The 26863-nt window shown below is 71.8% G+C and carries 21 protein-coding genes and 2 pseudogenes; 13 read left to right on the forward strand and 10 right to left on the reverse strand.

From position 1 onward, the window contains the following. Positions 1-184: 184 nt before the first annotated feature. Positions 185-961 (reverse strand): dimethylargininase, encoded by a 777-nt coding sequence (ddaH, locus tag ACH4G3_RS05085; protein ID WP_397623136.1) that lies wholly within the window; start codon positions 959-961, stop codon positions 185-187. Between the two features lie 423 nt (positions 962-1384). Next, positions 1385-3769 (reverse strand): Orn/Lys/Arg family decarboxylase, encoded by a 2385-nt coding sequence (locus tag ACH4G3_RS05090; protein ID WP_397623137.1) that lies wholly within the window; start codon positions 3767-3769, stop codon positions 1385-1387. 283 nt (positions 3770-4052) lie between these two features. On the opposite strand from ACH4G3_RS05090, the gene ACH4G3_RS05095 reads away from it, so the two are divergent. Together ACH4G3_RS05095 and ACH4G3_RS05100 are read left to right on the forward strand one after the other, a co-directional pair. Continuing rightward, on the forward strand, positions 4053-4430 hold the full coding sequence (locus tag ACH4G3_RS05095) for a hypothetical protein (protein ID WP_397623138.1): 378 nt from the start codon (positions 4053-4055) through the stop codon (positions 4428-4430). Between the two features lie 32 nt (positions 4431-4462). After that, entirely contained in the window at positions 4463-5659 is a 1197-nt protein-coding gene (locus ACH4G3_RS05100; RefSeq protein WP_397623139.1) for an ABC transporter substrate-binding protein, read from the forward strand. Here ACH4G3_RS05100 and ACH4G3_RS05105 read toward each other — a convergent pair. The 3 genes and pseudogenes from ACH4G3_RS05105 to ACH4G3_RS42365 form a co-directional block, all read right to left on the reverse strand. After that, positions 5643-7934: an ATP-binding cassette domain-containing protein gene (locus ACH4G3_RS05105; protein ID WP_397623140.1), complete on the reverse strand. Its 2292-nt coding sequence runs from the start codon at positions 7932-7934 to the stop codon at positions 5643-5645. The two genes, ACH4G3_RS05100 and ACH4G3_RS05105, sit on opposite strands and share 17 nt — an antisense overlap. Positions 7935-7944: 10 nt before the next feature. Further along, a pseudogene (locus tag ACH4G3_RS42360) lies at positions 7945-8484 on the reverse strand (ATP-binding cassette domain-containing protein); the annotation flags it as partial. 588 nt (positions 8485-9072) lie between these two features. Next, a pseudogene (locus tag ACH4G3_RS42365) lies at positions 9073-9570 on the reverse strand (ATP-binding cassette domain-containing protein); the annotation flags it as partial. Positions 9571-9867: 297 nt separating this feature from the next. Here ACH4G3_RS42365 and ACH4G3_RS05115 point away from each other — a divergent pair. Together ACH4G3_RS05115 and ACH4G3_RS05120 are read left to right on the forward strand one after the other, a co-directional pair. Then, positions 9868-10515 carry a GOLPH3/VPS74 family protein gene (locus tag ACH4G3_RS05115; RefSeq protein ID WP_397623142.1) on the forward strand — a complete coding sequence of 216 codons (648 nt, stop codon included), beginning with the start codon at positions 9868-9870 and terminating at the stop codon, positions 10513-10515. Positions 10516-10576: 61 nt separating this feature from the next. Beyond that, complete coding sequence (locus tag ACH4G3_RS05120; RefSeq protein WP_397623143.1) at positions 10577-11407, forward strand: isocitrate lyase/PEP mutase family protein; 831 nt, start codon at positions 10577-10579, stop codon at positions 11405-11407. A 16-nt stretch (positions 11408-11423) separates the two neighbouring features. On the opposite strand, the gene ACH4G3_RS05125 is transcribed toward ACH4G3_RS05120, so the two are convergent. Then, the gene (locus ACH4G3_RS05125) at positions 11424-11840 is read right to left on the reverse strand and encodes a spore wall synthesis regulator SsgD (protein WP_020271762.1); all 417 of its coding nucleotides are present in this window, start codon (positions 11838-11840) and stop codon (positions 11424-11426) included. Positions 11841-12077: 237 nt separating this feature from the next. On the opposite strand from ACH4G3_RS05125, the gene ACH4G3_RS05130 reads away from it, so the two are divergent. The 3 genes from ACH4G3_RS05130 to ACH4G3_RS05140 all read left to right on the forward strand — a co-directional run bounded on the left by ACH4G3_RS05130 (position 12078) and on the right by ACH4G3_RS05140 (position 14378). Then, positions 12078-13190 carry a WD40/YVTN/BNR-like repeat-containing protein gene (locus ACH4G3_RS05130; RefSeq protein WP_449657595.1) on the forward strand — a complete coding sequence of 371 codons (1113 nt, stop codon included), beginning with the start codon at positions 12078-12080 and terminating at the stop codon, positions 13188-13190. A gap of 70 nt (positions 13191-13260) precedes the next feature. Continuing rightward, positions 13261-13584: a plasmid stabilization protein gene (locus ACH4G3_RS05135; RefSeq protein WP_279541052.1), complete on the forward strand. Its 324-nt coding sequence runs from the start codon at positions 13261-13263 to the stop codon at positions 13582-13584. A gap of 101 nt (positions 13585-13685) precedes the next feature. Next, on the forward strand, positions 13686-14378 hold the full coding sequence (locus ACH4G3_RS05140; protein WP_397623145.1) for an endonuclease V: 693 nt from the start codon (positions 13686-13688) through the stop codon (positions 14376-14378). On the opposite strand, the gene ACH4G3_RS05145 is transcribed toward ACH4G3_RS05140, so the two are convergent. After that, positions 14366-14560 carry a hypothetical protein gene (locus ACH4G3_RS05145; protein WP_397623146.1) on the reverse strand — a complete coding sequence of 65 codons (195 nt, stop codon included), beginning with the start codon at positions 14558-14560 and terminating at the stop codon, positions 14366-14368. The two genes, ACH4G3_RS05140 and ACH4G3_RS05145, sit on opposite strands and share 13 nt — an antisense overlap. A gap of 180 nt (positions 14561-14740) precedes the next feature. Between ACH4G3_RS05145 and mmpA the strand changes: the two genes are divergently transcribed. Further along, entirely contained in the window at positions 14741-14887 is a 147-nt protein-coding gene (mmpA, locus tag ACH4G3_RS05150; protein WP_010042861.1) for a morphogenic membrane protein MmpA, read from the forward strand. Between the two features lie 5 nt (positions 14888-14892). Here the strand turns inward: mmpA and ACH4G3_RS05155 are convergent, their stop codons facing one another. Then, entirely contained in the window at positions 14893-16071 is a 1179-nt protein-coding gene (locus tag ACH4G3_RS05155; protein WP_397623147.1) for a saccharopine dehydrogenase family protein, read from the reverse strand. A gap of 91 nt (positions 16072-16162) precedes the next feature. Between ACH4G3_RS05155 and ACH4G3_RS05160 the strand changes: the two genes are divergently transcribed. The 4 genes from ACH4G3_RS05160 (at position 16163) to ACH4G3_RS05175 (ending at position 21241) form a co-directional block, all read left to right on the forward strand. Next, positions 16163-16543 (forward strand): MmcQ/YjbR family DNA-binding protein, encoded by a 381-nt coding sequence (locus ACH4G3_RS05160; protein ID WP_397623148.1) that lies wholly within the window; start codon positions 16163-16165, stop codon positions 16541-16543. A gap of 108 nt (positions 16544-16651) precedes the next feature. Beyond that, positions 16652-17812, forward strand: coding sequence for a CaiB/BaiF CoA transferase family protein (locus ACH4G3_RS05165; protein ID WP_397623149.1), 1161 nt, complete (start codon positions 16652-16654; stop codon positions 17810-17812). Beyond that, positions 17809-19026, forward strand: a complete 1218-nt coding sequence (locus tag ACH4G3_RS05170) for an acetyl-CoA C-acetyltransferase (protein ID WP_397623150.1) — start codon at positions 17809-17811, stop codon at positions 19024-19026. Before ACH4G3_RS05165 ends, ACH4G3_RS05170 begins: the two co-directional genes overlap by 4 nt. A 34-nt stretch (positions 19027-19060) precedes the next feature. After that, positions 19061-21241, forward strand: coding sequence for a 3-hydroxyacyl-CoA dehydrogenase NAD-binding domain-containing protein (locus tag ACH4G3_RS05175; protein ID WP_397623151.1), 2181 nt, complete (start codon positions 19061-19063; stop codon positions 21239-21241). On the opposite strand, the gene ACH4G3_RS05180 is transcribed toward ACH4G3_RS05175, so the two are convergent. Next, entirely contained in the window at positions 21233-21943 is a 711-nt protein-coding gene (locus ACH4G3_RS05180) for a MerR family transcriptional regulator (RefSeq protein WP_397623152.1), read from the reverse strand. The genes ACH4G3_RS05175 and ACH4G3_RS05180 overlap by 9 nt on opposite strands. Before the next feature lie 227 nt (positions 21944-22170). On the opposite strand from ACH4G3_RS05180, the gene ACH4G3_RS05185 reads away from it, so the two are divergent. Continuing rightward, positions 22171-23637, forward strand: coding sequence for an amino acid permease (locus ACH4G3_RS05185; RefSeq protein ID WP_397623153.1), 1467 nt, complete (start codon positions 22171-22173; stop codon positions 23635-23637). 28 nt (positions 23638-23665) lie between these two features. On the opposite strand, the gene ACH4G3_RS05190 is transcribed toward ACH4G3_RS05185, so the two are convergent. Beyond that, on the reverse strand, positions 23666-26827 hold the full coding sequence (locus ACH4G3_RS05190; protein ID WP_397623154.1) for a CHAT domain-containing protein: 3162 nt from the start codon (positions 26825-26827) through the stop codon (positions 23666-23668). Between the last annotated feature and the right edge of the window lie 36 nt (positions 26828-26863).

The following is a 26863-nucleotide window of genomic DNA, read 5'->3' on the forward strand; positions in this document are numbered from 1 at the left end:
TCCAGGGGACATACGTACGAGCGGTGAGCGGTAACCTACGGCATCGTAGGCTACGTTCCCGTAGGTTACGATGCCGTAGGTTAAGAGCCCTGTAAAGGCCGCTGATCAGCGGTGTCGCTCGTGCGCGCACCCACCGCCCCAGGAGCCGCAGGTCCAGGGGCTGGACCCGGGGCGTGCCGCCCCCTCAGGCGTACAGCTCCCGCAGCCGTACCGAGAGGCACGTCACACATCCCTCGAGCTTCTCGAACTCGCTGATGTCCACGACGACCGGTTCGTACCCCAGGTCCGAGAACAGCTCCGCGGTCTTCGGCGCGCTGGCCGCCATCAGCAGTTTGTCACCGCCGAGCAGCACGACGTGCGAACCGGCCTCCTCCGGCACCGGCAGGAAGCGCCCGAGCAGCGACGGCGTGTCCATCTTCGGGATGTGCCCGATGACCGTCCCGTCCGGCAGCGCGGTGACGGCCGACTTCAGATGCAGCACCTTGGTCACCGGTACGGCGACGACCCGCGCGCCCAGCGGTTCGAACGCGGCGCGCAGTTGCTGGACGCCGGCGGCGTTGGTGCGCCCGCCCCGGCCCACGTACACGGTGTCGCCGATCTTCAGGACGTCGCCGCCCTCCAGTGTGCCCGGCTCCCAGATCCAGTTCACCGAGCAGCCCAGACCGGCCACGGCCTCCTCGACCCCGGCGGTCTCGTCACGCCGGGACTCGGCGCCCGGGCGGGCGATCAGGGCCACGTTCTTGTACATCACGACGGTGTCCTCGACGAACACCGAGTCCGGGCAGTCGTCGGCCGGGTCCACCTCGACGGTCTCCCAGCCGTGCGTGCGCAGGGCCGCCACGTACCCCTCCCACTGCTCGACCGCGAGGTCGGCGTCGACCCTCTCCCGCTCGATGTGGGTCACCAGCCCTTCGGCAAGACGCGGGCTGGGGCGGCGGACGAGGGCCTTCTTGCTGGGCACGAGCGTGACTCCGTATCGGATGGGACGTGTCTGGACGGCGCCGACGGAGCCTCCGGGGTCGGCCGGAACCCATCGGGCGTCGGCCGACCATCATGCAGGGCGATCCCGGAAGACGACACCCCTGGGTCCGACGCGTGCGGATCAACCGGGCAGCACCACCCCGGGCCGGTCGGCTGCCCAACCCGTGCGGCCGGCTTCCGCCTCAGGCCTTCACCCGGCTCGGCTTCGTACTCGGCTCGGGCCTGCTCTCAGCTCGGGGGTGTGCCCGGCCCGGCCCTGCTCCCGCCCGCTCCGCACTCAGTGCCTTGGGCCTGCCCGGGAGAGGCGCCGCAGGTCGGCAGCCCCGGCCGAGTGTGGGGCCTCCGGGCCCGAGGCCGCCGGGACTCGACCGGTGTGCGAACGTCGAGTCATCCCTGCCCCGACTCACCCCACCGGCTCGGCATCCTCCGGGGCGCTTCGCTGGGACGGCGTCGTCGTGGTGTCCGCGCGGTCGGGCGTGTCCGGGCGGAGGCATTCGATCTGGTAGTCGCCGGTGTCGGGGTCGCGGACCACTCCGTGGGTCTCGCTGCCGAAGCCGGGGAAGCGGCGGTCGAAGGACTCCAGCGCGGTCAGGTACCGCAGGAGCGGGCCGTTCGCGGAGCCGACGCTCTCGCCCGGCATGAGGACGGGGATGCCGGGCGGCGTGACCGTGACCATGGCCGCGGCGACGCGGCCGGGCGCGTCGGTCAGACGGATCCGCTCCGTGCCGCCGCGGATCAGGCGCTGGTAGCACAGCTGGGGCGGGACGACGGGCTCCGGCAACTGCCGGAAGGCGGTGTCGAGGAGCTCGACCAGGCGGAGCTCGCGCAGATGGTCGTGCATCTCCTGGCACAGTCCGCGCAGAGTCAGCCCGGAGTAGCGCCGCGGGTGCTCGGCGACCAGCGCCGGCAGGACACGGTCGAGCGGCGTGTCACCGTCGTAGAGGTCCTTGAAGTCCATCAGGGCGTCCAGCAGGGTGCCCCACTTGCCCTTGGTGATGCCCATGGAGAACAGCACCAGCGTGGTGTAGCTGTCGGTCTTCTCCACGACGATGCCCCGCGTCCCCAAGTACGCGGTGAGCACGCGCGCGGGAATGCCCCAGTCGGACACCTCACCCGTGGCGCTGATCCCCGGGCAGGTCAGGGTGACCTTGATCGGGTCGAGCATGCAGTAGCCCTCGGTCAGCCCCGGGAAGCCGTGCCAGTCCGCTCCGGCTTCGAGGTGCCAGCAGGACGGTTCCGTCCGCAGCAGATCCGCCGGGGCCTCCTCGAAGGGCAGGCGCGCCCCGCTCTCCGGGTCGGTCACCTCAGCCGGCTGCCACACGCCGAAGAACCAGGGCGGCCGGTCCCCGGCGGCCTCGATCCGCCGCCCGATGCGCACCATCTCCTGGCGGAACCGCACCGCCTCGGTCACCGCCTCGTCGACCAGCCACTGCCCCTGCGGGCCGTCCATCATCGCCGTGGCCACGTCCAGTGAGGCGATCATCGGGTAGAGCGGCGACGTGGTGCCGTGCATCATCAGCGCCTCGTTGAACCGCTCGTGCTCCACGGGCGCCCGGGGCGCGGGCCTGACGTGCACCATGGCGCTCTGCGACAGCGCAGCCAGCAGCTTGTGCGTGGACTGGGTCGCGAAGACCGTCGGCCGGTCGGGCCCGGGGAAGCTCTCCTCGTCCACCGACATGCCGTAGCGCCCGGCGTACAGCGGGTGGAAGCGGGCGTAGGCGAACCACGCCTCGTCGAAGTGCACCCGGGGCGTGCCGGCGGAGAGGGCCCGGGCCGCCGCCACCGCGTCGTAACACAGCCCGTCGTACGTGGAGTTGGTGAACACGGCGTACTGCGCGCGCGATGACACGGCGTCCCTCGTCAGCGGACTCGCGGCGATCCGCGCCGCCACCGAGTCCGCCGCGATCTCGGCCGGCGGCAGCGGTCCGGCGAGGCCGTAGCCGTTGCGGGTCGGGACCAGGTACACCGGCCGGGCGCCGGAGACGACCAGACCGTGCAGGACCGACTTGTGGCAGTTGCGGTCCACCAGGGCGATCTCGTCGCGGGTCACGCTGAAGTGGCCGACCAGCCGGTTGCAGGTGGAGTCCCCGTGCAGCACGAAGTACGTGTGCGCGGAGCCGAAGACCCGCGCGGCGTTGCGCTCGGACTCGCCGATCGGCCCGGTGTGTTCGAACAGCGAGCCGAGTTCCTCGACCGAGATCGAAAGGTCGCTGCGCAGCAGCCGCTCCCCGAAGTAGTCGTGGAACGCGCGGCCCACGGGCGACTTCAGGAAGGCGACACCGCCGGAGTGCGCGGGGGTGTGCCACGAGTACTCGTGCGCGTCGTCGAAGCGGCGCAGCGCCTTGAAGAACGGCGGCAGCAGGGCGTCCTGGTAGCCGCGCGCGGCGGTGGTGATCCGCCCCGCGATGAACGCCGGCGTGTCCTCCAGCGGCCACACGTAGCCCACCACCGACTGCGACACCCACAACGGCAGGTCGCGCAGCCCCTCGTCCGCCATGACCAGGAACACCGGCAGGTTCTGGAAGCGGCGCCCGATCCGGCGCAGTACTGCCGCACCCCCCGGTTCACCGTCGCCCCCCGGCGCCGGCGGAAGATCCCAGGCGACCACGGCGGCGGCGAGCCCGGCCTCGGTCCTGAGCGCCGCCTCGGCATCGGTGACGCTCACCACCCACCGGACCTGTAAGCCGCGCCCCCGGATCGCCTCGGCGATCATCGCCAGCTGCCCGGCCGCCGCGCCCCCGTTCTCCGGACCCTCCGTCACCGCCACCAGAACCGTGCTGCCGGTCATCTCGCCCCCTCCGGTGGCCCCGCGCCACCCCCGCACCCAGTCTTCGCGGGCCCGCACGCCTGATCGGCCGGCGGAGTGCCAAACCACCCCAATGGTTCACAACGCGTACCGCGCCTTGACGCGTCAACGTCCGCGCGCCCGGCATCCCGTCGGGGTGGCTGATCAACCGTCTTGCAGATGATTCACCTGGTCCTGGGCCATGCCGATCTTCCGAGGCGTCGTTAGGCGAAGTGATCCCGGCCGAACCGGCCAGGACCGGTCCAGCGGAAGGAAACCGACAGAGATGTACGGCACGCGGCGTATCGCGGTAGTGGCCTCGATCGTGGGGATGCTGATGGCCGTTCCCGCCGGCATGGCCACGGCCCATGCCGGGGACGGCGACGCGGGGGCGGGCGGTGTGCTGTCCAACCTCTCCGGCCGGAACTCCTCCGGCCACGCCAACCTCTGCGGCACGGGCAAGGTGGCGCTGTTCAAGGAGCGCACCTGTGTGGCCGAGGACGACGGCAAGGGCGGCGGCGACCAGGCGGGCCCGAGTGGCGGCGTCCTGTCCAACCTGCTCTTCGCCCGCAACGCCTCGGGCCACAGCAACAACTGCGGCAACGAGACGGTGGCGGTGTTCAGCAAGACCACCTGCGTGACCAAGGACCGCTCCGGCCGCTGACGTCCGCACCGATTCAGCGCAGAGGGGCCTCGATGTCGTCGAATTCCTTGTGTGTGGGTGTGGTGGCGCCACTGACGGGTCGACTGGCCCCTCTCGGGGCACCGCTGTCGTATGTGCTGCGCAGGCTGGCGCCCCTCCTCGCGCACATCCGCAACGGCGGCCGCCGCTACGACGTGACCGTCGCGGTGCGCGACAGCCGCTCGGATCCCGACGTGGCCCGGCAGGCCGTACGGGACCTGGCCGGCGCCGGCGGCGCGCACGTCGTGCTCACCATGGCCGGGACCCGTGTCCTGCCCGCCGTCACCGACGCCTGTGAACAGGCCCGGGTCCCCTGTGTGTCGACCACGTTCCCGTGGCAGGCGTACGTCGACGCGCGCGGTGCCGAGCCGGGGCACCGCTTCCGGTGGACGTACCACTTCGCGTGGGGACTGGACGACATCGCCGCCGTCTTCGCCGACCTGTGGGAGCGCGTCGACGACCCGGGCGCCGTCGGCTGCCTGTGGAACGACGACGTACAAGGGCGACTGCTGCGCCACGACCGGTACGGCTTCGCCCCGGTGACGTCCCCGCGCGGGCACACCCTGGCCGACCTCGGCGCCTACCGGGAACCGGCCGACGGCTTTCCCGCACAGGTCCGCCGGCTACGGGAGCACGGTGCCGGCCTCGTCACCAGCGCCGCCACCGCCACCGACCTCGCCCTCTTCCACCGCCAGGCCCGGGAGGCGGGACTGCGTCCGCGGCTGATCACCTGCTCGCGCTGGCTGACGTACCCGCACACGCACACCACCCCCGCCCCCGACGTCCACGGCGAGCTCGCCGACGCGCGCGTGGCCACGCTCGTCTACTGGAGCCCCGGCCACCCCCACCGCTCCAGCCTGGACGGCACCACCTGCGCCGAACTCGCCCACGCCTACCGGCAGGACACCGGCGCCGGCTGGCTCCAGCCCCTCGGCCTCGCCCACGCCCTGGTGGAGACCGCGCACCACGCCCTCACCGTCGCGGCCGACCCCACCGACCGGGCGTCCGTCGCGCAGGCCCTCGCCGGCGCGACCCTCGACACCGTCGCCGGCACCCTCGACTGGACCCGCGGGCCGGCCCCCAACATCGCCCTGCTGCCGCTGGTCGGCGGGCAGTGGCAGCACGGCCCGGGCGGCCCGCGCCTCGCCGTCGTCAGCAACACGGCCCTCCCGGACGTCCCGCTCACCGGGGAGCTCACACCGGCACGGTGACGGCCGACGCCGCGACGGCCCGCCGCAGGTGCTCCCCGGTGAACGATCCCCGCGCGTGAAGGAGCTGACGCGGCGTCCCCTCGAAGACGATCTCGCCGCCGTCCCGGCCGCCGTCCGGGCCGAGGTCGATCACCCAGTCGGCCCGGGCGACCACGTCCAGGTTGTGCTCCACGACGACGACCGTGTTGCCCGTGTCGACCAACCGGTCCAGCAGGGCGACGAGACCCTCCACGTCCGCCATGTGCAGCCCGGTCGTCGGCTCGTCGAGCACGTAGACCGCGCCCGTCCTGTGCAGCCGCGTGGCCAGCTTGATGCGCTGCCGCTCACCGCCGGAGAGCGTGGAGAGCGGCTGGCCCAGCGTCAGGTACGTCAGTCCGACGTCCCGCAGGGCGCGCAGCCGGCGCCGTACGCCCGCGTCGTCGAAGAAGCCGAGCGCCTGCTCGGCCGTCATCCGGAGGACGTCGGCGATGGAGCTGCCCCGAACGGTCAGCCGCAGCACCTCCTCCTTGAAGCGCCGCCCCTCGCAGTCGTGGCAGGTCGTCGTCACCGGGTCCATGAAGGCGAGGTCCGTGTAGATGATGCCCCGGCCCTCACAGGTGCCGCAGGCGCCGCTGGAGTTGAAGCTGAAGAGGCCGGCTTCGGCCCCCGTCTCGCGGGCGAAGATCTTCCGTACCGTGTCCATGATCCCCAGATAGGTCGCCGGAGTGGACCGGCCCGAGATCCCGATCGACGACTGGTCGACGACCACGGCGCCGGGGTGCGCGGCGGTGAACTCCCCGGCCAGGGTGCTCTTCCCCGACCCCGCCACCCCGGTCACGGCCGTGAGCACTCCGGCCGGGAAGCGCACGGTCACGTCGCGCAGGTTGTGCCGGGCGGCGCCCTTGACCCACAGCTCGCCGTCGGCCTGCCGGACCTGTTCCTTGACCGCCGTACGGCGGCGCAGACAGCGCCCGGTGAGCGTGTCCGAGGCGGCCAGTGAGGCCGGTGTGCCCTCGAAGACCACGCGGCCGCCCCCGGCGCCGGCGCCCGGCCCCATGTCGACGACATGGTCGGCCAGCGCGATGACGTCCGGGTCGTGCTCGACGACCAGCACGGTGTTGCCCTTGTCGCGCAGGCGCAGCAGCAGATCGCCGAGGCGGCCCACGTCGCGCGGGTGCAGGCCGACACTCGGCTCGTCGAAGATGTACGTCATCCCGGTCAGGCTGGAGCCGAGGTGCCGCACCGTCTTCAGCCGCTGTCCCTCCCCGCCGCTGAGGGTCGACGTCTCCCGGTCGAGGCTGAGATAGCCGAGGCCGATCGCCTCGACGCGCTCCAGCGCGGCCACGGCCGCCCCCGCGATCGGCCCGGCCACCGGGTCGTCGATCTCCCTCAGTACGGCGATCAGGTCCGTGATCTGCATCCGTGCGCAGTCGGCGATGTTCCGGCCGCCGATCCGGGTGGCGAGCGCCGCCGCGTTGAGCCGGGCTCCCCGGCAGCCCGGACAGGTGCCCTCCACCAGGAACTCCCGGACCAGGTCGCGGGTCTTCTGGCTCATGGCCGACAGGTCCCGCTTCAGGTACAGCCGCTCGAAACGGTCGGCCAGCCCCTCGTAGTCGGTGGTCCACGTGCCGCCGCTGCCCTTGACGGTGACCTTGCTGCCGGGCCGCCCGCGCATCAGGAACGCGCGCTCGGCGGCGGTGAACCGCCCCACCGGCTTGTCGGGGTCCAGATCGGCGCTGTTCGTGTACGTCTGGCCCTGCCAGGTGCCCGCGGCGAACGGCGGGAAGCGGACCGCCCCGTCCGCGAGGGAGCGGTCCGGGTCCAGGATGCGGTCCCAGTCGGGCCGTACCGTCCGGCCGAGGCCGTCGCACTCGGGGCACATGCCCGACGGGTCGTTGAACGAGTACGCGGTCGCCGGCCCGGCGCTCGGGGTGCCGTGCCGGGAGAACAGCACCCGGATCACCGAGTAGATGTCCGTCATGGTGCCGACGGTCGACCGGGAGTGGCCGCCGACCGGCCGCTGGTCGACGACGATCGCGGGGGAGAGGTCCTCCAGGCCGTCCGCGTGCGGCCGCTCGTACTTGGGCAGCCGGTTGCGGACGAACCACGGGTACGTCTCGTTCAGCTGGCGCTGCGACTCCACCGCGATCGTGTCGAAGACGACGGACGACTTCCCCGACCCCGAAACGCCGGTGAACACGGTCAGCCGGCCTTTCGGGATGCGGAGGGTGACGTCCTGGAGGTTGTTCCCGCGGGCTCCGGTCAGGGTGATGACATCGTGCGTGAAGTCGGTCATGCCACCGACGCTAGGCGGGAAACCCGACAGCCTCTGGCGTGATTTCCTTCAGTTCCCCGTCCTCCAGCAGCAGCCAGCGCGTGATGCCGATCGACTCCAGGAACGGCACGTCGTGACTGGCCACGATCAGCGCCCCCTCGTACGACTCCAGGGCCGTGGTCAGCTGCCGCACACTGGCCATGTCGAGGTTGTTGGTCGGCTCGTCCAGCATGAGCAGCTGTGGTGCGGGCTCGGCCAGCATCAGCGCGGCCAGCGCCGCCCGGAAACGTTCGCCACCGGACAGGGTCGCCGCCTTCTGGTCGGCCCGGGCACCCCGGAACAGGAAGCGGGCCAGCCGCGCCCGGACCCGGTTGTTGGTGGCGCCCGGCGCGAACCGGGCCACGTTCTCGGCGACGGTCAGCTCCCCGTCGAGGACGTCGAGCCGCTGCGGCAGGAACCGCAGCGGGACGTGCGCCGTCACCTCGCCCGACTCCGGAGCGAGCTCCCCGCTGATCGTGCGCAGCAGCGTCGTCTTGCCCGAGCCGTTGCGCCCGATCAGCGCGACCCGCTCGGGTCCGCGCAGGTCGAAACCACCGTCCACCCGGGCGCCGTACCGGAGCCGGAGATCCAGGAGGGTCAGGACGTTGCGGCCCGGTGGCACGGCCGTGTACGGCAGGTCGACACGGATCTCGTCGTCGTCCCGTACGGCGTCCACCGCCTCGTCCAGCCGCTCCCTGGCCTCGGCGAGCTTCTCCTCGTGCATGATCCGGTGCTTGCCCGCGGATTCCTGCGCCGCGCGCTTGCGCGCTCCCATGACGATCTTCGGCTCGCGCTTCTGGTCCCACATCTTCTGCCCGTACCGCTTGCGGCGGGCCAGCTTCATCTGGGCGTCGGCCAGTTCGCGCTTCTGCTTGCGGAAGTCGGACTCCGCGACGCGCACCATGCGTTCGGCGGCCTCCTGTTCGATGGCGAGGGCCTCCTCGTAGTCGGAGTAGTTGCCGCCGTACCACGTGATCTCGCCGGAGCGCAGGTCCGCGATCTGGTCGACCAGGTCCAGCAGTTCCCGGTCGTGGCTGACGACGACCATCACGCCCGGCCAGGACTCGACGGCCGCGTACAGGCGCCTGCGGGCGTACAGGTCGAGGTTGTTGGTCGGCTCGTCCAGCAGCAGTACGTCGGGCCGGCGCAGCAGCAGCGACGCCAGCCGCAGCAGCACCGACTCGCCGCCCGACACCTCGCCGATCGTGCGGTCCAACTCGACGTGCCCGAGGCCGAGTTCACCGAGGGTGGCCACGGCGCGCTCCTCCACGTCCCAGTCGTCGCCGACCGTTTCGAAGTGCGCCTCGCAGACGTCGCCCGCCTCGATGGCGTGCAGGGCGGCCCGCTTGTCGGCGATGCCGAGCGCCTCGTCGACGCGCAGGGTGGTGTCGAGCGTGACGTTCTGCGGGAGGTACCCGACCTCGCCGGCCACGCGGACGGTGCCGTCGGCCGGGGTGAGTTCACCGGCGATCAGCTTCAGCAGGGTCGATTTCCCGGACCCGTTGACGCCGACCAGGCCGGTCCGGCCCGGGCCGAAGGCGACGTCGAGGCCCTCGAAGACGGGGGTGCCGTCGGGCCAGGTGAAGGCGAGGGAGGTGACGGTGATGGAAGTAGGCATGCGGGCCTCTTTCGCGGTTGCTTGATGCGGTCAGGGGCAAACGCGTATCGAGACACCTGCGACCAGGGAGGAGGGCTCCAGGGGGCAGAGATAAAGCCCTGTACCGGAGGACGGCTCGAACGCCGAGGTCGCACGCAGCGCACACACCAGCTGTGGGTGACGCGGTGTCTCAGGACCTCAGACGAGCAACGTCCTTCTCCAATCGGCGGCAACAGGACGCTGTACAACGTACGAGCGGGCGTCGGGCCTGTCAACGAATTAACGTGAGACCCGATCTCCCGCCCCGAGGAGGACCCCGTGCCCGACGGCCCGCTCTCGCTGCCGGCCCGGCTCTGCCTGCTGGCCTGGGACCCCGCGCGGCCGGCGGGCACCGGTACCGCCCACCTGTCCGGCCCGGTACGGGCCGGTGCCCTCACCGAGCTGGCCCGGCTCGGCCTGCTCCTCGACGAGGACGGCATCGCCACGCCGGCCGACCTGGACTCCCGTACCGGTGACGCGGTCCTCGACGGGCTGCTGGAACTCGTCCGCGAGTCGTGCCCGCGCCCCTGGCGGACCTGGGTGACGCTGCGGTCGCGGGTGACCCTCGACGCGGTGCGGGAGCAACTGGTGGCCGAGGGGTATCTGCGGGCGGAGAAGAAGCGGGTACTCGGGGTGTTCCCGTCCGTGGAGTACGAGCTGGAGCGCCGCGCCGCCGTACAGGCGCTGCGGGAGGAGACGCGTCAGATCCTCCGGGGCCCGCTGCCGGTCGCCGGGGTCTTCGAGCGGGACGCGGCGGTCGCGACGCTGGCCGCCTCTGCGGAACTGCTCCCCGCGAAGGACGTCGGCGCCCACGAGCAGCGCGTACGGGAGCTGGCGGAGCGTGCCGTGGCGTCGGCGCCCGGGCTCGGGGAGATCGTCGACGAGATCCGCACGGCCCTGGCCGCGACGGCCACGGCGCCGCCCTGACCCGCGTCCACGTCGGATTCCTGCCGGCCACGGCCCATCAGCCGCTGGTTGAGTTGCCCGCATGACGAACCAGACCGATCGAGCCCTGGCCTTCCGCGCCCTGCACATCCCCGGAACTCCGCTCGTCCTGCCCAACGCGTGGGACGCGGTGAGTGCCCGTCTCGTCGAGGACGCGGGTGCCGCAGCGGTGGCGACGACCAGCGCCGGGCTCGTCTGGGCGCTCGGCGCGCCGGACGGCGAGCGGGTGGACCGCGCCACGGCCCTCGCCGCCGTCGCCCGGATCGCGGAGGCCGTGACCGTCCCTGTGACGGCGGACATCGAGAGCGGCTACGCCGAGGACGCCGAGGGTCTCGCCGATACCGTTCGCGCGGTGCTTGCCGCGGGGGTGGTGGGGGTGAACATCGAGGACGCGCTGTACGGCGCCGGAGCGGGCGGTCCGCTGCGGGACGCCGGCGAGCAGGCGGAGCGGATCTTTGCCGTCCGTGAGGCGGCCGACGCGGCGGGCGTGCCGCTGTTCGTCAACGCCCGGACCGACACCTTCCTCAGCGGTGCCGGGGGAGTGGACCTCACTCTGGAACGGGCCGCGGCCTTCCGCGCCGCCGGAGCCGACGGCATCTTCGTCCCCGGGGCCGTCGACCCGGGGACCGTCAAGGAGCTGGTGAACGGCGTCGACGGGCCGCTGAACGTCATGGCGGGACCCGGCGCACCGATGGTCGCCGAACTGGCCGCCCTGGGCGTCGCCCGGGTCAGCGTGGGCTCGGGCGTCGCCCAGGCCGCCCACGCCCTGGTCCGCCGGGCCGCGCGGGAGCTGCTGGACACCGGGACGTACCGGTCACTGGCCGACGGTCTCGACTACGGGGAGGTCAACGCCCTGCTGGAGCGGGCACGTTAGCCGAGCACGCCTCAGCTCAGCACGCGTCCCGCATCAGCTCGGCCAGGTCGTGGTCCAGGTCGAGCTGGAGGTGCTCCAGGCCGACCGGCACCAGTTCGCTGGTGGCCTCCAGGAACCGGCGCACCTCGCCGGAGCGGACGTGCACCACAGCGGTGCCCTCGGGGGCGTGGAACTCCAGCACCGTGCGGTCGTACCCGTACGGCCGCACCCGCACGTCGCCGTGGCCCTCGGCGTTCTTCAGGCCCGCGGCGAGCAGCTCGCGGGAGAAGGTCCAGCAGACCTCGACGCCCTCCAGCGTGGCCGGGGCGGGGAAGGTCATACGGACGGCGAACGGATCACGCCGGTCGTAGTGGAGCGTCGCGGGAATGCTCGGCATACGCGGCGCGGCGGCGACGAGGCGGGCCTCCACGGGCTGCTCGATGACGATGGACAACGCCTTGCTCCCTTTGACGGCTGGACGGGACACTTCCGGGCGATGAGGCCGGGCACTGGAAGAGACGACGGAATCAGCCAATCCGTGCACACGATGTGCGAGTGACCTCTGTCACCGCGTTCATGCACGAGAGTGACGTGGCTCTCCTGCTGTGCCTCGCAGGGCACTTGTGGCACCACCGGGGCTCGGGCGAGGCCCTCTGGACGGCACCCTCGGGGTGGGCTAGCTTCGCCGGCCATGAGGCGCTTGGGGAGCACGCGACCGACGGGACGGATACGGAGCAGGGCGACAGCAGTGGCGGCGGGCGCGGCGGCACTGGTCGCACTCGCGGCCCTGACCGCCGTACCGGCGCAGGCGCACGAGCCTCAGCGCCGGGTGCCGCACTGGGAACTCAAGGACACCGGCACCCCGGACGTACGGTTCCGCGGTCTGGCCGCCGTCAGCCGGAACACCGCCTGGCTCGCCGGGACCGGCGGCACCGTCCTGCGCACCACCGACGGCGGCGCCACCTGGCGGAACGTCTCGCCCCCGGGCGCGGCGGAGGTGCAGTTCCGGGACGTCGAGGCGTTCGACGCGCGCCGGGCCGTCGTGCTGGCCATCGGCGAGGGCGAGGCGTCCCGCGTGTACCGCACCGACGACGGCGGGGCGACCTGGACGGAGTCCTTCCGCAACACCGACCCGAAGGCCTTCTACGACTGCCTGACCTTCTTCGACCACCGTCACGGCCTCGCGATGAGCGACCCGGTGGACGGAAAGTTCCGCATCCTGTCGACCCGCGACGGCGGCCGGTCGTGGAAGGTGCTGCCGAACGAGGGCATGCCGGCCGCGCAGGAGGGCGAGGCCGGATTCGCCGCGAGCGGCCAGTGCCTGGTCGCCTCCGGGCCGAAGGACGTCTGGCTCGCCACCGGCGGGGCCGCCCACGCGCGCGTGCTGCACTCCGCCGACCGGGGACTCACCTGGACGGCCACCACCACGCCCCTCCCGGCGGGCGACCCGGCCCGCGGCGTCTTCGCACTGGCCTTCCGCGACCGCACCCACGGTCTGGCCGTCGGCGGCGACTTCACCCCCGGCCGGCCCTCGCCGGACGCCGCCGCGCACACCGGCGACCGCGGCCGCACCTGGCGTCCCGCCGCCACGCCCCCGCCCGCCTACCGTTCCGGCGTCGCCTGGCTCCCGCACAGCCGTACCGCCGCCCTCGCCGTCGGCCCCACCGGCACCGACCTCACCACGGACGGCGGCCGCACCTGGCGCACGGTCGACACCGGTTCCTACGACACCGTCGACTGCACCCCGGACCAAGGGTGCTGGGCCGCCGGCGAGAAGGGGCGGGTTGCCCGCCTGGAGCATTGAGCGCGCGGTATGCCCTGATTGTTGGCAGTGTGGGTACTCGTTCACTGAAGGCGAAAGGAAGTGAGCGGTCATGCCACGCGGTTCGAGCTCCAAGCGGGAGCGCCAGTACGAGCACATCAAGAAGAGCGCGCAGGACCGGGGCGAGAGCACCGGCCGCGCCAAGGAGATCGCCTCGCGGACGGTGAACAAGGAACGCGCCCGCTCCGGCGAGTCGAAGACGGCCAGCCGCACCTCGACGAAGGACATGTCGTCCGGCAAGCGCGGCGGCCAGCGGTCGGGCCAGGGTTCCCAGGGCCCCACCTACGACCAGCTGTACCAGGAGGCCAAGCGCCGCGGCGTCGAGGGCCGTTCCAGCATGAACAAGAGCCAGCTCCAGCGCGCGCTGGGCAAGTGAGCAGCACGCCCCCGAGGCCGGCGGGACGCAAGGGTCCCGCCGGCCTCGCGCTGCCCACCGGCTCGGCAGCCGGAAGGATCAGCCCATAGGCTCGGGGCACCATGACGACCGTACGCATCCCCGAGGACTGGCCCGCCACCGAGGAACAGGCCCGCGCCGTCCAGGACCGGCTGCGCGAGCGCGTGATCCTCGACGAACCGGGGCCGCCGCCCGGAACGGGCCATGTGACGGGGGTCGACGTCGCCTACGACGACGAGCGCGATGTCGTCGCGGCGGCCGCGGTCGTCCTGGACGCGTCGAGCCTCGACGTCGTCGCCGAGGCCACGGCGGTGGGCCGGGTCTCCTTCCCCTACGTGCCCGGACTGCTCGCCTTCCGCGAGATCCCCACGGTCCTCGCCGCCCTCGACGCCCTCCCGTGTCCGCCCGGCCTGGTGGTCTGCGACGGCTACGGCCTCGCCCACCCCCGCCGCTTCGGCCTCGCCAGCCACCTCGGCGTCCTGACCGGACTGCCCACGATCGGCGTCGCCAAGAACCCGTTCACCTTCACCCACGGCGACCCGGACACCCCGCGCGGCAGTACGTCCGCGCTGCTCGCCGGCTCCGAGGAGGTCGGCCGCGCCCTGCGCACGCGCGAGGGCGTCAAGCCGGTCTTCGTCTCCGTCGGCCACCGCGTGACCCTGGCGAACGCCTGCGCCCACACCCTCGCGCTGACCCCCGAGTACCGCCTCCCGGAGACCACGCGCAGGGCGGACGCGCTGTGCCGGAAGGCGCTGCGGGAGACCTATTCGGCCTGATCGGCCACACTCCAGCGACCCACCTCGCGGTACTCCGAGTCGTAGATGACCGCCCCGTCCCCGGGCCGGAGCGCGTAGTGGCGCAGGTTGCCGCCCCAGTACCTGAGGATCCTGCCCAGTTCGCCCGCCGGGTCCTCGGCCAACGCCGTGTCGTCCATGGTGACTTCGAGAAGAAACTTCATACCTTCAAGGGTTTCATTGAACTCCTCATTGGCACTTTTCGAGCTGTCGCCAGGAGCTGAAGGCGGAAAGTCTCAAATCGGGGGAGCGGGCCTGCCCGGGCGGGGCCGGCAGATCTGAGTACCGGCTCTGAGTACCTGTACGGATGCCCGGCCCCCACCCCCGTCGGCAGGCTGGGGCGCATGACAACGCACCGCGCCCCCAAGCCTGTTGCCGGCCCGACCCAGACCGTCGAGCGGGCCGTCACCATCGGGCTGATCCTCGCCGTGCTGGCGGGGCTCGGCTGGATCGCCGGGATGATCTACACCATCGCCGAGTGGCCGCTGTAGGACCTTCAGCGGGTCGACGCGACGCGGAAGCGGATGCCCGCCGCGCGCAGCCGGCCGATCAGCGCGTCGCCCATCGCCACCGCCGTGGTGACCTGCCCCGCCGTTTTCGGAAGGCCGTCGAAGGCCAGGCACAGCGCCGACTCGGCGAGCATCTTCGCCGTCTCGTCGTAGCCGGGATCGCCGCCCGAGACCTCCGTGTACACCCGCCGGCCGCCGCCCTCGCCCACGAAGCGCAGGGAGAACCAGCTCTTCGCCCGCTTCTCGGGGCTCGGCCCGTCCCCGGGCCTGAGCCGGCCGGACAACCAGCGCCGCGCCGGCGGCACCTGCGCCGCCGCCACCAGGGCGCCGACGGCCGCGACCCCGCCCACCGCGACGGGCAGGTGCCGGACGGCCGCGTACTGCCGGTAGCGGAAGTCGGGTCCGTACCGGTCGAGGGCCGAGGCCGACCGCCGCACGATCTGCGGGTCGATCGTCGGCATCGGCAGTGCCCACGCGCCGACCTCCCTGGCGAACCGCGGCGCACCCGCCGGCGCCGACGCCCGCCGGCCCACCAGCCGCGGCTCGTGCCGCCGCCGGTCCCGCGCGGCCGCCGCCATCTCCCGCTGCCGCGCGAACTGGTTGAGGGCGGAGGCGAAGGTCCCGCCCGAGAACGCCGCGTCCGCGGTGACGAAGCCCTCCACGGTCAGCGGCACGCCCTCCGGGAGCTGCTGCACGGTGAAGTACACGCCCAGGTCGTGCGGGATCGAGTCGAACCCGGCGGCGTGCACCAGCCGTGCCCCGGTCTCCCGCGCGCGGGCGTCGTGCTTCACGTACATCAGGTCCACGAACTCGGGCTCGCCGCAGAGGTCGAGGTAGTCGGTCCCGGTGTCCGCGCAGGCGGCGACGAGCTCCTCGCCGTACGTGACGTACGGGCCGACGGTCGTGGCCACCACGCGCGCCTGCTCGGCGAGGGCGCGCACCGAGGCCGGGTCGGAGACGTCCGCCCGCAGCACCCCGACCTCCGCGCCGCCGGGCAGCCGCTCCCGCAGCCGCTCCAGCTTCTGCGCGCTGCGGCCCGCGATCGCCCACCGCAGCCCCTCGGGCGCGTGGGCCGCGAGGTACTCCGCGGTGAGCGCTCCGGCGAAACTCGTGGCTCCGAAGAGCACGATGTCGTACGGACGGTCCGTCCTTTTCAGCCTGCTCATGACACCCCTCGGTCGTGCAGCCCGTGCCGCTGTCGGTGGCCGAGGCTAGCGTGAGGAGTGCGGAGCCCGACGACGAGCCCGGAGGACGACGATGGCCGTGCCCAGGAATGCCCTGAAGAAGTGGGAGAAAGTGCGCGCGTTCGCGCTGGGGCTGCCGGGTGCCGTCGAGGAGTTCCCCTGGGGTGAGTCCGTCGCCAAGGTCAACAAGAAGGTGTTCGTCTTCCTCGGCGTCGAGGACGGCAGTTACCCCCTGGGTGTGACGGTGAAGCTCAAGGACGAGACGGCCCACGCGCACGCGCTGGCATGCCCCGGAGTCGAGCCCGCCGGATACGGCCTGGGCAAGGCGGGCTGGGTGAGCATCCCCCTGGAGGGGCAGGGCGCCCCGGCCGCGGAGGTGCTCTGCGACTGGGTGGAGGACAGCTACCGGGTGATCGCGCCGAAGCGGCTGATAGCGGAGCTGGACGGGAGCTGACCCGTCGGGCAGATTGCTAAGCGCTTGCTCGTTCGGCTCTTGTGAAGAGTGGAACGTGTTCTTAGCATCACTGGTGTTACATCACTTGTGTCAAGCACTGGGGGCTGGATGGCCACGGCAAGGACGCCAGAACAGGGCCCGCTCACCGGCGTGCGCGTCGTCGAGCTGGCCGGTATCGGGCCCGGCCCGTTCGCGGCCATGCTCCTGGCCGACCTCGGCGCCGACGTCGTGCGCGTGGACCGCCCCGGCGGCCCCGGCCTCGCGATCGACCCGGCGTACGACGTCACCAACCGCAACAAGCGCTCGGTGCTCGTCGACCTGAAGGCCCCGGACGGTCCGGACCAGGTGCTCGGCCTGGCCGCTCGCGCCGATGTCCTGGTCGAGGGCTACCGCCCCGGCGTCGCCGAGCGCCTCGGCGTCGGCCCCGAGGCCTGCCACGCCCGCAACCCGGCCCTCGTCTACGGCCGGATGACCGGCTGGGGCCAGGACGGCCCGCTGGCCCACCGCGCCGGGCACGACATCGCGTACATCGCCCCGACCGGCACGCTCGGCATGATCGGCCGCCCGGACGAGCCGCCGGCGGTCCCCGCCAACCTGCTCGGCGACTACGCGGGCGGCTCCCTCTACCTCGTCGTCGGCGTCCTCGCCGCCCTGCACCACGCGCGCGCGACCGGCACCGGCCAGGTCGTCGACGCCGCCATCGTCGACGGCACCGCCCACCTCGCCACGATGATCCACGGCATGCTCGCCGCCGGCGGCTGGCAGGACCGCCGCGGCGCCAACCTCCTGGACGGCGGCTGCCCGTACTACGGGACGTACGAGACGGCCGACGGCCGGTACATGGCCGTCGGCGCCCTGGAGCCGCAGTTCTACGAGGAGTTCCTCGCCCTCCTCGGCATCGAGGAGCAGGCCGCCGCCCGCAAGGACGTCACCCGCTGGGGTGAACTGCGCGAACAGGTCGCCGCCCGCTTCAAGAGCCGGACCAGGGACGAGTGGACGGCCGTCTTCGACGGCACCGACGCGTGCGTGGCGCCCGTGCTGTCGCTGCGCGAGGCACCGCGCCACCCGCACCTGGCCGCCCGCGGCACCTTCACCGACCACGGCGGCATCACCCAGCCCGCCCCGGCCCCCCGCTTCTCAGCGACCCCGACCTCCGTCCGCACCGGCCCGGCCCGGCCGGGCGCCGACACGGCGGACGTCGCCCGGGACTGGGACGTCCCCGGGCTCCTTCCGTCGTCCCGCAACCCTCAGCGAAAGGCCTCCTCGTGAGCACCGAAGCGTACGTGTACGACGCGATCCGCACCCCGCGCGGGCGCGGCAAGGCAGGCGGCGCCCTGCACGGCACCAAGCCCATCGACCTGGTCGTCGGGCTCATCCACGAGATCCGCGCCCGGTTCCCGGACCTGGACCCGGCCGCCGTCGACGACATCGTGCTCGGCGTCGTCGGCCCGGTCGGCGACCAGGGCTCCGACATCGCCCGGATCGCCGCCATCGCCGCGGGGCTGCCCGACACGGTGGCCGGTGTGCAGGAGAACCGCTTCTGCGCCTCGGGCCTGGAGGCCGTCAACCTGGCCGCCGCCAAGGTCCGTTCGGGCTGGGAGGACCTCGTCCTCGCGGGCGGTGTCGAGTCGATGTCGCGGGTGCCGATGGCCTCCGACGGCGGCGCCTGGTTCAACGACCCGATGACCAACCTCCAGGTCAACTTCGTGCCGCAGGGCATCGGCGCCGACCTGATCGCCACCATCGAGGGCTTCTCCCGGCGGGACGTCGACGAGTACGCGGCCCTCTCCCAGGAGCGGGCGGCCACCGCCTGGAAGGAGGGCCGCTTCGACAAGTCCGTCGTCCCGGTCAAGGACCGCCGCAGCGGCCTCGTCGTCCTCGACCACGACGAGCACATGCGCCCCGGCACCACCGCCGACTCCCTCGCCAAGCTGAAGCCGTCCTTCGCGGACATCGGCGAACTCGGCGGCTTCGACGCGGTCGCGCTCCAGCAGTACCACTGGGTGGAGAAGATCGACCACGTCCACCACGCGGGCAACTCCTCGGGCATCGTCGACGGCGCCTCGCTCGTCGCGATCGGCTCGAAGGAGGTCGGCGAGCGCTGCGGCCTGACGCCCCGCGCGCGGATCGTCTCCGCCGCCGTCTCGGGCTCCGAGCCGACCATCATGCTCACCGGCCCCGCCCCCGCCACCCGCAAGGCCCTCGCCAAGGCCGGACTCACCATCGACGACATCGACCTCGTCGAGATCAACGAGGCGTTCGCGGCGGTCGTGCTGCGCTTCGTGAAGGACATGGGCCTGTCCCTGGACAAGGTCAACGTCAACGGCGGCGCGATCGCGCTCGGCCACCCCCTCGGCGCGACCGGCGCGATGATCCTCGGCACCCTCGTCGACGAACTGGAGCGCCAGGACAAGCGCTACGGCCTCGCCACGCTGTGCGTCGGCGGCGGCATGGGCGTCGCCACCATCGTCGAGCGCATCTGACCCCCTCCCGACGGATCACACGGAGCACCTCCACATGAGCACTGAATCCACCACCATCCGCTGGGAACAGGACCGCACCGGCCTCGTCACCCTCGTCATCGACGACCCGAACCAGTCCGCGAACACCATGAACCAGGCGTTCCGCGACTCCCTCGCCGCCGTCACCGACCGCCTGGAGGCCGAGAAGGACTCCATCCGGGGCGTCATCATCACCTCCGCGAAGAAGACCTTCTTCGCCGGCGGCGACCTGCGCGACCTCATCCGCGTCACGCCCGAGACGGCCCAGGAGCTGTTCGACGGCGGCATGGCGATCAAGCGGAACCTGCGCCGCATCGAGACCCTCGGCAAGCCGGTCGTCGCCGCGCTCAACGGCGCGGCCCTCGGCGGCGGTTACGAGATCGCCCTGGCCTGCCACCACCGCATCGCCCTCGACGCGCCCGGCTCCAAGATCGGCTGCCCCGAGGTCACCCTCGGCCTGCTGCCCGGAGGCGGCGGCGTCGTCCGCACCGTGCGCCTGCTCGGTATCGCCGACGCGCTGCTGAAGGTCCTCCTCCAGGGCACCCAGTACAACCCGCGCCGCGCCCTGGAGAACGGCCTCGTCGACGAGGTGGCCGACACCCGGGAGGACATGCTGGCCAAGGCCCGCGCCTTCATCGACGCCAACCCCGAGTCGCAGCAGCCCTGGGACAGGCCGGGGTACAAGATCCCCGGCGGCACCCCGGCCAACCCCAAATTCGCGGCGAACCTGCCCGCCTTCCCGGCCACGCTGCGCAAGCAGACCAACGGCGCCCCCTACCCGGCCCCGCGTAACATCCTCGCCGCGGCCGTCGAGGGCTCCCAGGTCGACTTCGAGACCGCCCAGGTCATCGAGGCCCGCTACTTCGTGGAACTCGCGGCCGGGCAGACGTCGAAGAACATGATCCAGGCCTTCTTCTTCGACCTCCAGGCGGTCAACTCCGGCGCCAACCGCCCCAAGGACGTCGAGCCCCGCCAGGTCCGCAAGGTCGCCGTCCTCGGCGCCGGGATGATGGGCGCCGGCATCGCCTACTCCTGTGCCCGCGCCGGCATCGACGTCGTCCTGAAGGACGTCTCCCTGGAGGCGGCCCTCAAGGGCAAGGGCTACTCCGAGAAGCTGTGCGCCAAGGCCGTCGCCAAGGGCCGTACGACGCAGGAGAAGGCGGATGCGCTGCTCGCCCGCATCATCCCCACCGCCGAGGCACGGGACCTGGCCGGCTGCGACGCCGTCATCGAGGCCGTCTTCGAGGACACGTCCCTCAAGCACAAGGTCTTCCAGGAGATCCAGCACGTCGTGGCGCCCGACGCGCTGCTGTGCTCCAACACCTCCACGCTGCCCATCACCGCGCTCGCCGAGGGCGTCGAGCGCCAGGCCGACTTCATCGGGCTGCACTTCTTCTCGCCCGTCGACAAGATGCCGCTCGTCGAGATCATCAAGGGCGAGCGCACGGGGCAGGAGGCCCTGGCCCGAGCCTTCGACCTGGTCCGGCAGATCAACAAGACGCCGATCGTCGTCAACGACTCGCGCGGCTTCTTCACCTCCCGCGTCATCGGGCACTTCATCAACGAGGGCGTCGCCATGGTCGGCGAGGGCGTGGAGCCCGCCTCGGTCGAACAGGCCGCCGCGCAGGCCGGCTACCCGGCCAAGGTGCTGTCCCTGATGGACGAGCTGACGCTGACCCTGCCCCGCAAGATCCGGGCCGAGACGAAGCGGGCGGTCGAGGAGGCGGGCGGCACCTGGACGGCCCACCCCGCCGAGGCCGTCATCGACCGCATGGTCGACGAGTTCGGCCGCACGGGCCGCAGCGGCGGCGCCGGCTTCTACGACTACGCGGAGGACGGCAAGCGCACCGCACTCTGGCCGGGCCTGCGTGAGCACTTCACCAAGCCGGGGTACCGGATCCCGTTCGAGGACATGCAGGAGCGCATGCTGTTCTCCGAGGCGCTGGACACCGTCCGGCTACTGGAGGAAGGCGTGCTGACCTCCGTCGCCGACGCCAACATCGGCTCCATCTTCGGCATCGGCTTCCCGGGCTGGACCGGCGGCGTGCTCCAGTACATCAACGGCTACGAGGGCGGCCTGCCCGGGTTCGTGGCACGCGCGCGTGAACTCGCCGAGCGCTACGGCGACCGGTTCACGCCGCCCGCGCTGCTGGTGGAGAAGGCGGAGAAGGGGGAGCGGTTCAGCGACTCAGCGTGACTCTTCCGAGGGCTCGGTGAGCCACTCGCCCAGCTCTTCCTTCAGCGACCGCTGAAACGCGGTGAGGAGCGCCTGCACCACCAAGGGGTGCATGTGCGCCGACAGGGACCGCACGTCCCGCGCGTCACGCTCGGCCACCTCGCTGCGAAAGAGCTGGGAGAGTTCACGGGCCGCGGCGCGCGCGTGCTCGACGAGAACCGTGCGCGCCGCGAAGATCGCCTCAGGGGAGAGCGGCACGTCCAGCAGCCCGACGCCCAGCCGGAGCAGACCGAGATCGGCCTCGTACCCGCCGTCCGCGGGCTGGAGCACACCCATCGCGACCAGCCGCTCGACGTCCTCGTCGCCGAGCGGCCGCCCGGCCCGCCGCTGCAGCTCCTCCCGCGTGACCGTCTCCACCGTGTCCGGCGCCCAGGAGGCCACCACCGCCCGGTGCACGGCGAGGTCGTGCGCGCTCAGGTCCGGCGGCAGCCGGCGCAGATAGCGCTCGATGCCCGCCAGCGTCATGCCCTGGTGCTGCAACTCCTCGATCAGCGCCAGCCGGGCCAGGTGCTCCCGCCCGTAGTGCCCCACGCGCCGGGGGCCGAGCACCGGCGGCGGCAGCAGCCCCTTCGTCCCGTAGAAACGGACCGTGCGCACCGTGACACCGGCCCGGGCCGCCAGTTCGTCGATCGTGAGGGTCGGTTCCCCGGTGTCGGTCGTCATGTGCAGCAGTATCGCTGTCTCACCAGTGCTGTGAAACCTCCGGTGGTCGGCGGGACGGTGCGCGAGTGCCCTGTGAGAAGTAACGCTCTGTGACGTAGACCACCGCGTGAGCCGCGATCCCTGGGGGAAGGTGCCCTTGGTCTGCGTCTTGATCGAGGGCGCGGACCACACGTACGTACGGACACCTGAGCGAGACCCGCTCGGGCGCACCAGAGAGTGGTACCCCCGTGAGCAAGGACGCCGTGAACACGGCTGCGGCCACGCCGCGTACCGATGCGGCCCAGGTGCCGGCGGACGCGGGCGACGCCGGCTACAGCAAGGACCTCAAGGCCCGCCACGTCAACATGATCGCCATCGGCGGGGCCATCGGCACCGGCCTCTTCCTCGGCGCCGGCGGTCGCCTCCACAACGCGGGCCCGGCCCTGGCGATCGCCTACCTGGTCTGCGGAATCTTCGCCTTCTTCGTGGTCAGGGCCCTCGGCGAGCTCGTCCTCTACCGCCCCTCCTCGGGCTCGTTCGTGTCGTACGCGCGCGAGTTCCTCGGCGAGAAGGGCGCCTACGTCGCCGGCTGGATGTACTTCCTGAACTGGTCGACCACCGGCATCGCCGACATCACCGCCATCGCGCTGTACACGCACTACTGGAGCCTGTTCACCGACATCCCGCAGTGGGTGCTCGCGCTGGCCGCCCTCGCGGTCGTGCTGGCCGTGAACCTGATCTCGGTGAAGATCTTCGGTGAGATGGAGTTCTGGTTCGCGATCATCAAGGTCGCGACGCTGGTCGGCTTCATGCTCATCGGCATCTTCCTGCTCGCCACCCAGCAGGAGGTGGGCGGCCAGACGCCCGGCCTGAGCGTCATCACCGACAACGGCGGCGTCTTCCCGCACGGCATGATGCCCGTCGTCCTCGTCATGCAGGGCGTGATCTTCGCGTACGCGGCGCTGGAGCTGGTCGGTGTAGCCGCGGGCGAGACCGCCGAGCCGGAGAAGGTCGTCCCGCGCGCGGTGAACTCGATCATGTGGCGGGTCGGCCTCTTCTACGTCGGCTCGGTCGTCCTCCTCGCGCTCCTGCTCCCCGGCTCGGTCTACTCGGCCGACCAGAGCCCCTTCGTCACGGTCCTGTCGAAGATCGGCGTCCCGGCGGCGGGCGACGTGATGAACCTGGTGGTCCTGACGGCGGCGATGTCCTCGCTGAACTCGGGCCTGTACTCCACGGGCCGCATCCTGCGCTCGATGGCGATGGCCGGCTCCGCTCCGAAGTTCACCGCCCGCATGAACCGCAGCCAGGTTCCCTACGGCGGCATCCTGCTGACCTGCGCGGTGTGCGTCCTCGGCGTCGGCCTGAACTTCCTCGTGCCGGCCCAGGCCTTCGAGATCGTGCTGAACGTCGCCTCGCTCGGCATCATCAGCACCTGGGTGATCATCATGATCTGCCACCTGGTCTTCGTCCGCCGGGCCAGGGCGGGCCTGGTCGACCGGCCCTCCTTCCGCCTTCCCGGCAGCCCTGTCACGGAGATCACCACGATCGCCTTCCTGCTGGCCTGCCTCGGCATGATGTGGAACGACACCGAGGTCGGCCGCAAGACGCTCCTGCTCATCCCGCTGATCGCGGCCATGCTGGTCGCGGGCTGGTTCGGCATCCGCCGCCGGGTGTCGCAGTCGGCCGACCAGGAGCTGTCGCAGCTCACGAAGTAGCAGGCCAGGGCCACTGTCTCCGCGGGAGTCAGGGGCCGAGATGGATGAACGGGGCCCACAGGGAGGGCATGTTGGGCAGCTGGTCGCGGAGCTGGAGTGTGGCGCGGTGGAGCGCGGTCGATACCGCCGGGCCGGTCAGCTTCCCGGCGGTCGCGAGCTCGTCGTAGAAGTCCCTTACCAGCTCCGGCCCGATCCGGTCGTGGGCGGGCCAGAGCGTGGCCACCACGTGCCGGAAACCGGCGAGCTGGAAGGCGGAGCCGACGTGGATGACCTCATCGGCCAGGCGGGCACTACCGCGTGCGGTCTCGCAGCCCGACAGGAACGCGAGCTCGCCACCGCCGGTGTCCAGGCCCAGCAGGTCACCGACCGACAGCGGCCCGTCGTGCAACCGGAGATGGGCGTCGGACGGGGCGGACAGATCTCCGCCGGCATGGCAGGCGAAGTGCACCCTGCGGTGCAGTGCCAGTGCGGCGAGCACGCCGTCGCGTGTGGCGCGGCTGTCGGCGAGGACCCGGGTCCCGGGCAGCAGACGCCGAATGGACGCGACCTCCGCGTCCGCACCAGGGAGCGGAGACAGGCCCGGCGTGTCGGTCATGGCGACCGCGAGCGTCGCGTCGGAGGCGGCACCGGACGGCGGCGCCTCCGGCCTGCTGCGGGCATGGGACAGGGCGCGTACGGTCGTCGCGTACGACGAGGTCACTCGGTCCAGCACGGTGTCGGGGACGTCTGCCGTCCTCGTGTGGTGGTGTCCGGCGGCGTGCAGGGGGAGAAGGGTCAACAGCCCGGTGGGCACCCACCAGACGCGTGGCGGTGGCGTTCCCGGGGCGGGGCGGCCGGTGATGCCCAGGGTGGTGAGGACCGGGTGGCAGACGACGTCCCACAGCCATCCGAGTACATCGGTCAGGTTGTCCTGCAGTGCGAGCCGCTGGTCACTGGACAGCGCGGAATTCGCCACGTTCATCAGGGCACGCAGGAACTCGATGACCAACGGGTGCAGGGTTTCGCGGCTGAGGCCGGGCAGGGGAACGCAGCGGATCCCGTCCGTGCGTATGAGGAGAGCGTCCGCTCGGTGCTCGCCCACGTTGACGACGACGACTGGGCCGTCGGCGGCGGCCTCCAGCAGGTCCGGAAGCGTGGGGGCTGCCAGGAAGTCCGTGAACCCCGGCAGCGCGCGGATCCGGGTGAGCAGCGCGTCCCAGTCCCGGGCCGCCGCCCGCCGGTGCTCCCAGTTCTGTGGTCTGTCGGCCGTCGGTGATGCCGCGCCGAGGCGTTGGCGTGCCGCGTCGAAGCGGTCGGCGAGTTCAGGGGCGTGGAGGCGCAACTCCCGTAGATCGGGACGTAGTTCGAGAAGCTGTGACAGGAGGATGCCGCGGCCCTGTTCGAGGAAGCGCAGGGCCCGCGCCGGGTCGTCGGTCTTCAGCGCGCAGGCGGCCGCGTCCACGGAAAGGAACTGCAGGTGCTCCAGCTGCTGTTCGGCGTCGACTCTGCCGAGATCGCGGGGCAACAGGCGGGGGACCTGGTCGATCGCTGCTTCGTAGGCGTCACAGGCCTCCCGGTGGCGGCCCTGGCCGTCCAGTGACCTGGCCAGGCTGAACTGTGCGTTGAGCCGGAACGCCGCCCCGAGGCTCGGCGCGGCAGCCGCTTTGGTGAAGGCTTCCTGAGCGTCGGCTCGATGAGATTCACCCGCGGGAAGTCCGGCCCGCTCGTTGAGGAGGTGGCCGAGATGGAGCTGCGCCAGCCCCACGTTCGGATCGTTGCGCCGGGCCTGCGCCAGCGCTTGTCCCAACCGCGAGATGGCTTTGTCGAGATCGTCGATCCCTTGCTCCGTCTGGTGACGGGCGCGGAGGGCGTTGGCCAGATTGATGGTGTAGCCGAGGTGCCTGTGATCGTCCGCGTTCGTCAGATGGAGAGCCGCTTCGGTGTGGGCGATGGCCATGTCCAGGTCGTGCTTCTGACCGAACTCCTGATGACGCGCCAGGAAGGCGAGGCCGAGTATGTTGAAGGAGGACGGCTTCTCGAAGTCCATGTCCCCGAGCCTGCCGATCACCTCGTCCACGTCGGCACGGTTCCGCTTCCGCCGGAACCGGAACTGAAGCGCCTCCGCGAGGCCGGCGAGAGCCGTCGAGAACTCCGGGTGTTCCGGGGAGGTCTGGTCCACCACCAGCCGGAGGTGTCCGATCGCTGAGTCGAGGGCCTCGGCGTCCCCCAGCTGCTGGTAGCGACGGGCCAGGACGATCCCGAGGTTGAGACGAGCCGAGAACGACTGCTCCTGATGGGACGCGTCTGCTCGTCCCTCCCCGCTCAGACGGTCGACCGATCGCGTCAGGTGGTCGATCGCCCTGTCCAGCAGAGCGCGGTCCTCCGACAGGTCGTACAGATCTCGTTCGGCCAGACCGAGGTTGGTCAGCCAGCTGGTGAGCGATGCCGCCGGCTCCGTGGCGCCCTGTTCGACCGCCTTGGTGAGATGTGCGACGGCGGCTTCCAGGTCGGCACGGTCCCGGCTCTGACCGTACTGGACGAGTAACGCGGTCCCCGCGTCACCCTGGGCCGTCGCCCAGTCCGGCTGCCTCGCGTCCATCCGTTCGGCCGCCTGCCGCAGATGCCGGGTCGCCGCCTCCAGGAACTGGGGGTTGCCCCGCGCGAAGGCCGTCATGTAGGCCTTTCCCACCTGGGCCAGCCGCAACGGGTAGTCCGGAAGACGCTCGACACCGGGTATCAGCCGGCACCGGAGGACCTCCACCGCCTCGAACGCGCCCCGGTACGACGCCGGATCGTTCTCGAGAGTGAGCCACTGCACCAGGGTCGACGCGGGGCCCGGCCAGTCGGGGCCCTTGGCCCGTATCCAGTCCAGTCCACCGACAGCGTCAAGGTAGGAACGCAGCGGCCTCGGCAGGACGTCGGGGGTGACGAGGTAGAAGGACGAGAAGAGCTCCACCGCGTTCCGGAAGTCCCCCACGCCGTCCGGCTCGGGCGAGACGAGATAGCGGTACCAGTGGAGGAAGCCGATCTCGATGACGGCCGCGGGATCGGAGACGCGCAGGGCACCGTTCGCCGCGCGCCGTGTGGCCAGCGGCAGCAACCGGTACACGGCCATCAGCGCGTCGTCGCCGAGGACCGCGTCCAGGTCTCCGTCTCTTTCCAGCCGTTCCAGTCTGCTCGTCAGGTCGGCGACGAGCTGGTTGCGATCCATGAGGTCCCAGTGCGAGTGAGTGGCGCGTCGAGAGGC

It is taken from the genome of Streptomyces afghaniensis (assembly GCF_044327915.1).
GTDB lineage: Bacteria > Actinomycetota > Actinomycetes > Streptomycetales > Streptomycetaceae > Streptomyces > Streptomyces afghaniensis.

Bases quoted from the DNA above. Each gene is read 5' to 3' on its own strand.
- ACH4G3_RS05140 (WP_397623145.1), top strand. From the start codon at position 13,686: ATGACGACCGTACGCATCCCCGAGGACTGGCCCGCCACCGAGGAACAG.
- ACH4G3_RS05165 (WP_397623149.1), top strand. From the start codon at position 16,652: ATGGCCACGGCAAGGACGCCAGAACAGGGCCCGCTCACCGGCGTGCGC.
- ACH4G3_RS05190 (WP_397623154.1), bottom strand. From the start codon at position 26,827: ATGGATCGCAACCAGCTCGTCGCCGACCTGACGAGCAGACTGGAACGG.
- ACH4G3_RS05100 (WP_397623139.1), top strand. From the start codon at position 4,463: ATGTCGTCGAATTCCTTGTGTGTGGGTGTGGTGGCGCCACTGACGGGT.
- ACH4G3_RS05095 (WP_397623138.1), top strand. From the start codon at position 4,053: ATGTACGGCACGCGGCGTATCGCGGTAGTGGCCTCGATCGTGGGGATG.
- ACH4G3_RS05120 (WP_397623143.1), top strand. From the start codon at position 10,577: ATGACGAACCAGACCGATCGAGCCCTGGCCTTCCGCGCCCTGCACATC.
- ACH4G3_RS05160 (WP_397623148.1), top strand. From the start codon at position 16,163: ATGGCCGTGCCCAGGAATGCCCTGAAGAAGTGGGAGAAAGTGCGCGCG.
- ACH4G3_RS05175 (WP_397623151.1), top strand. From the start codon at position 19,061: ATGAGCACTGAATCCACCACCATCCGCTGGGAACAGGACCGCACCGGC.
- ACH4G3_RS05090 (WP_397623137.1), bottom strand. From the start codon at position 3,769: ATGACCGGCAGCACGGTTCTGGTGGCGGTGACGGAGGGTCCGGAGAAC.
- ACH4G3_RS05180 (WP_397623152.1), bottom strand. From the start codon at position 21,943: ATGACGACCGACACCGGGGAACCGACCCTCACGATCGACGAACTGGCG.
- ACH4G3_RS05130 (WP_449657595.1), top strand. From the start codon at position 12,078: ATGAGGCGCTTGGGGAGCACGCGACCGACGGGACGGATACGGAGCAGG.
- ACH4G3_RS05145 (WP_397623146.1), bottom strand. From the start codon at position 14,560: ATGAAGTTTCTTCTCGAAGTCACCATGGACGACACGGCGTTGGCCGAG.
- ACH4G3_RS05135 (WP_279541052.1), top strand. From the start codon at position 13,261: ATGCCACGCGGTTCGAGCTCCAAGCGGGAGCGCCAGTACGAGCACATC.
- ACH4G3_RS05155 (WP_397623147.1), bottom strand. From the start codon at position 16,071: ATGAGCAGGCTGAAAAGGACGGACCGTCCGTACGACATCGTGCTCTTC.
- mmpA (WP_010042861.1), top strand. From the start codon at position 14,741: ATGACAACGCACCGCGCCCCCAAGCCTGTTGCCGGCCCGACCCAGACC.
- ACH4G3_RS05105 (WP_397623140.1), bottom strand. From the start codon at position 7,934: ATGACCGACTTCACGCACGATGTCATCACCCTGACCGGAGCCCGCGGG.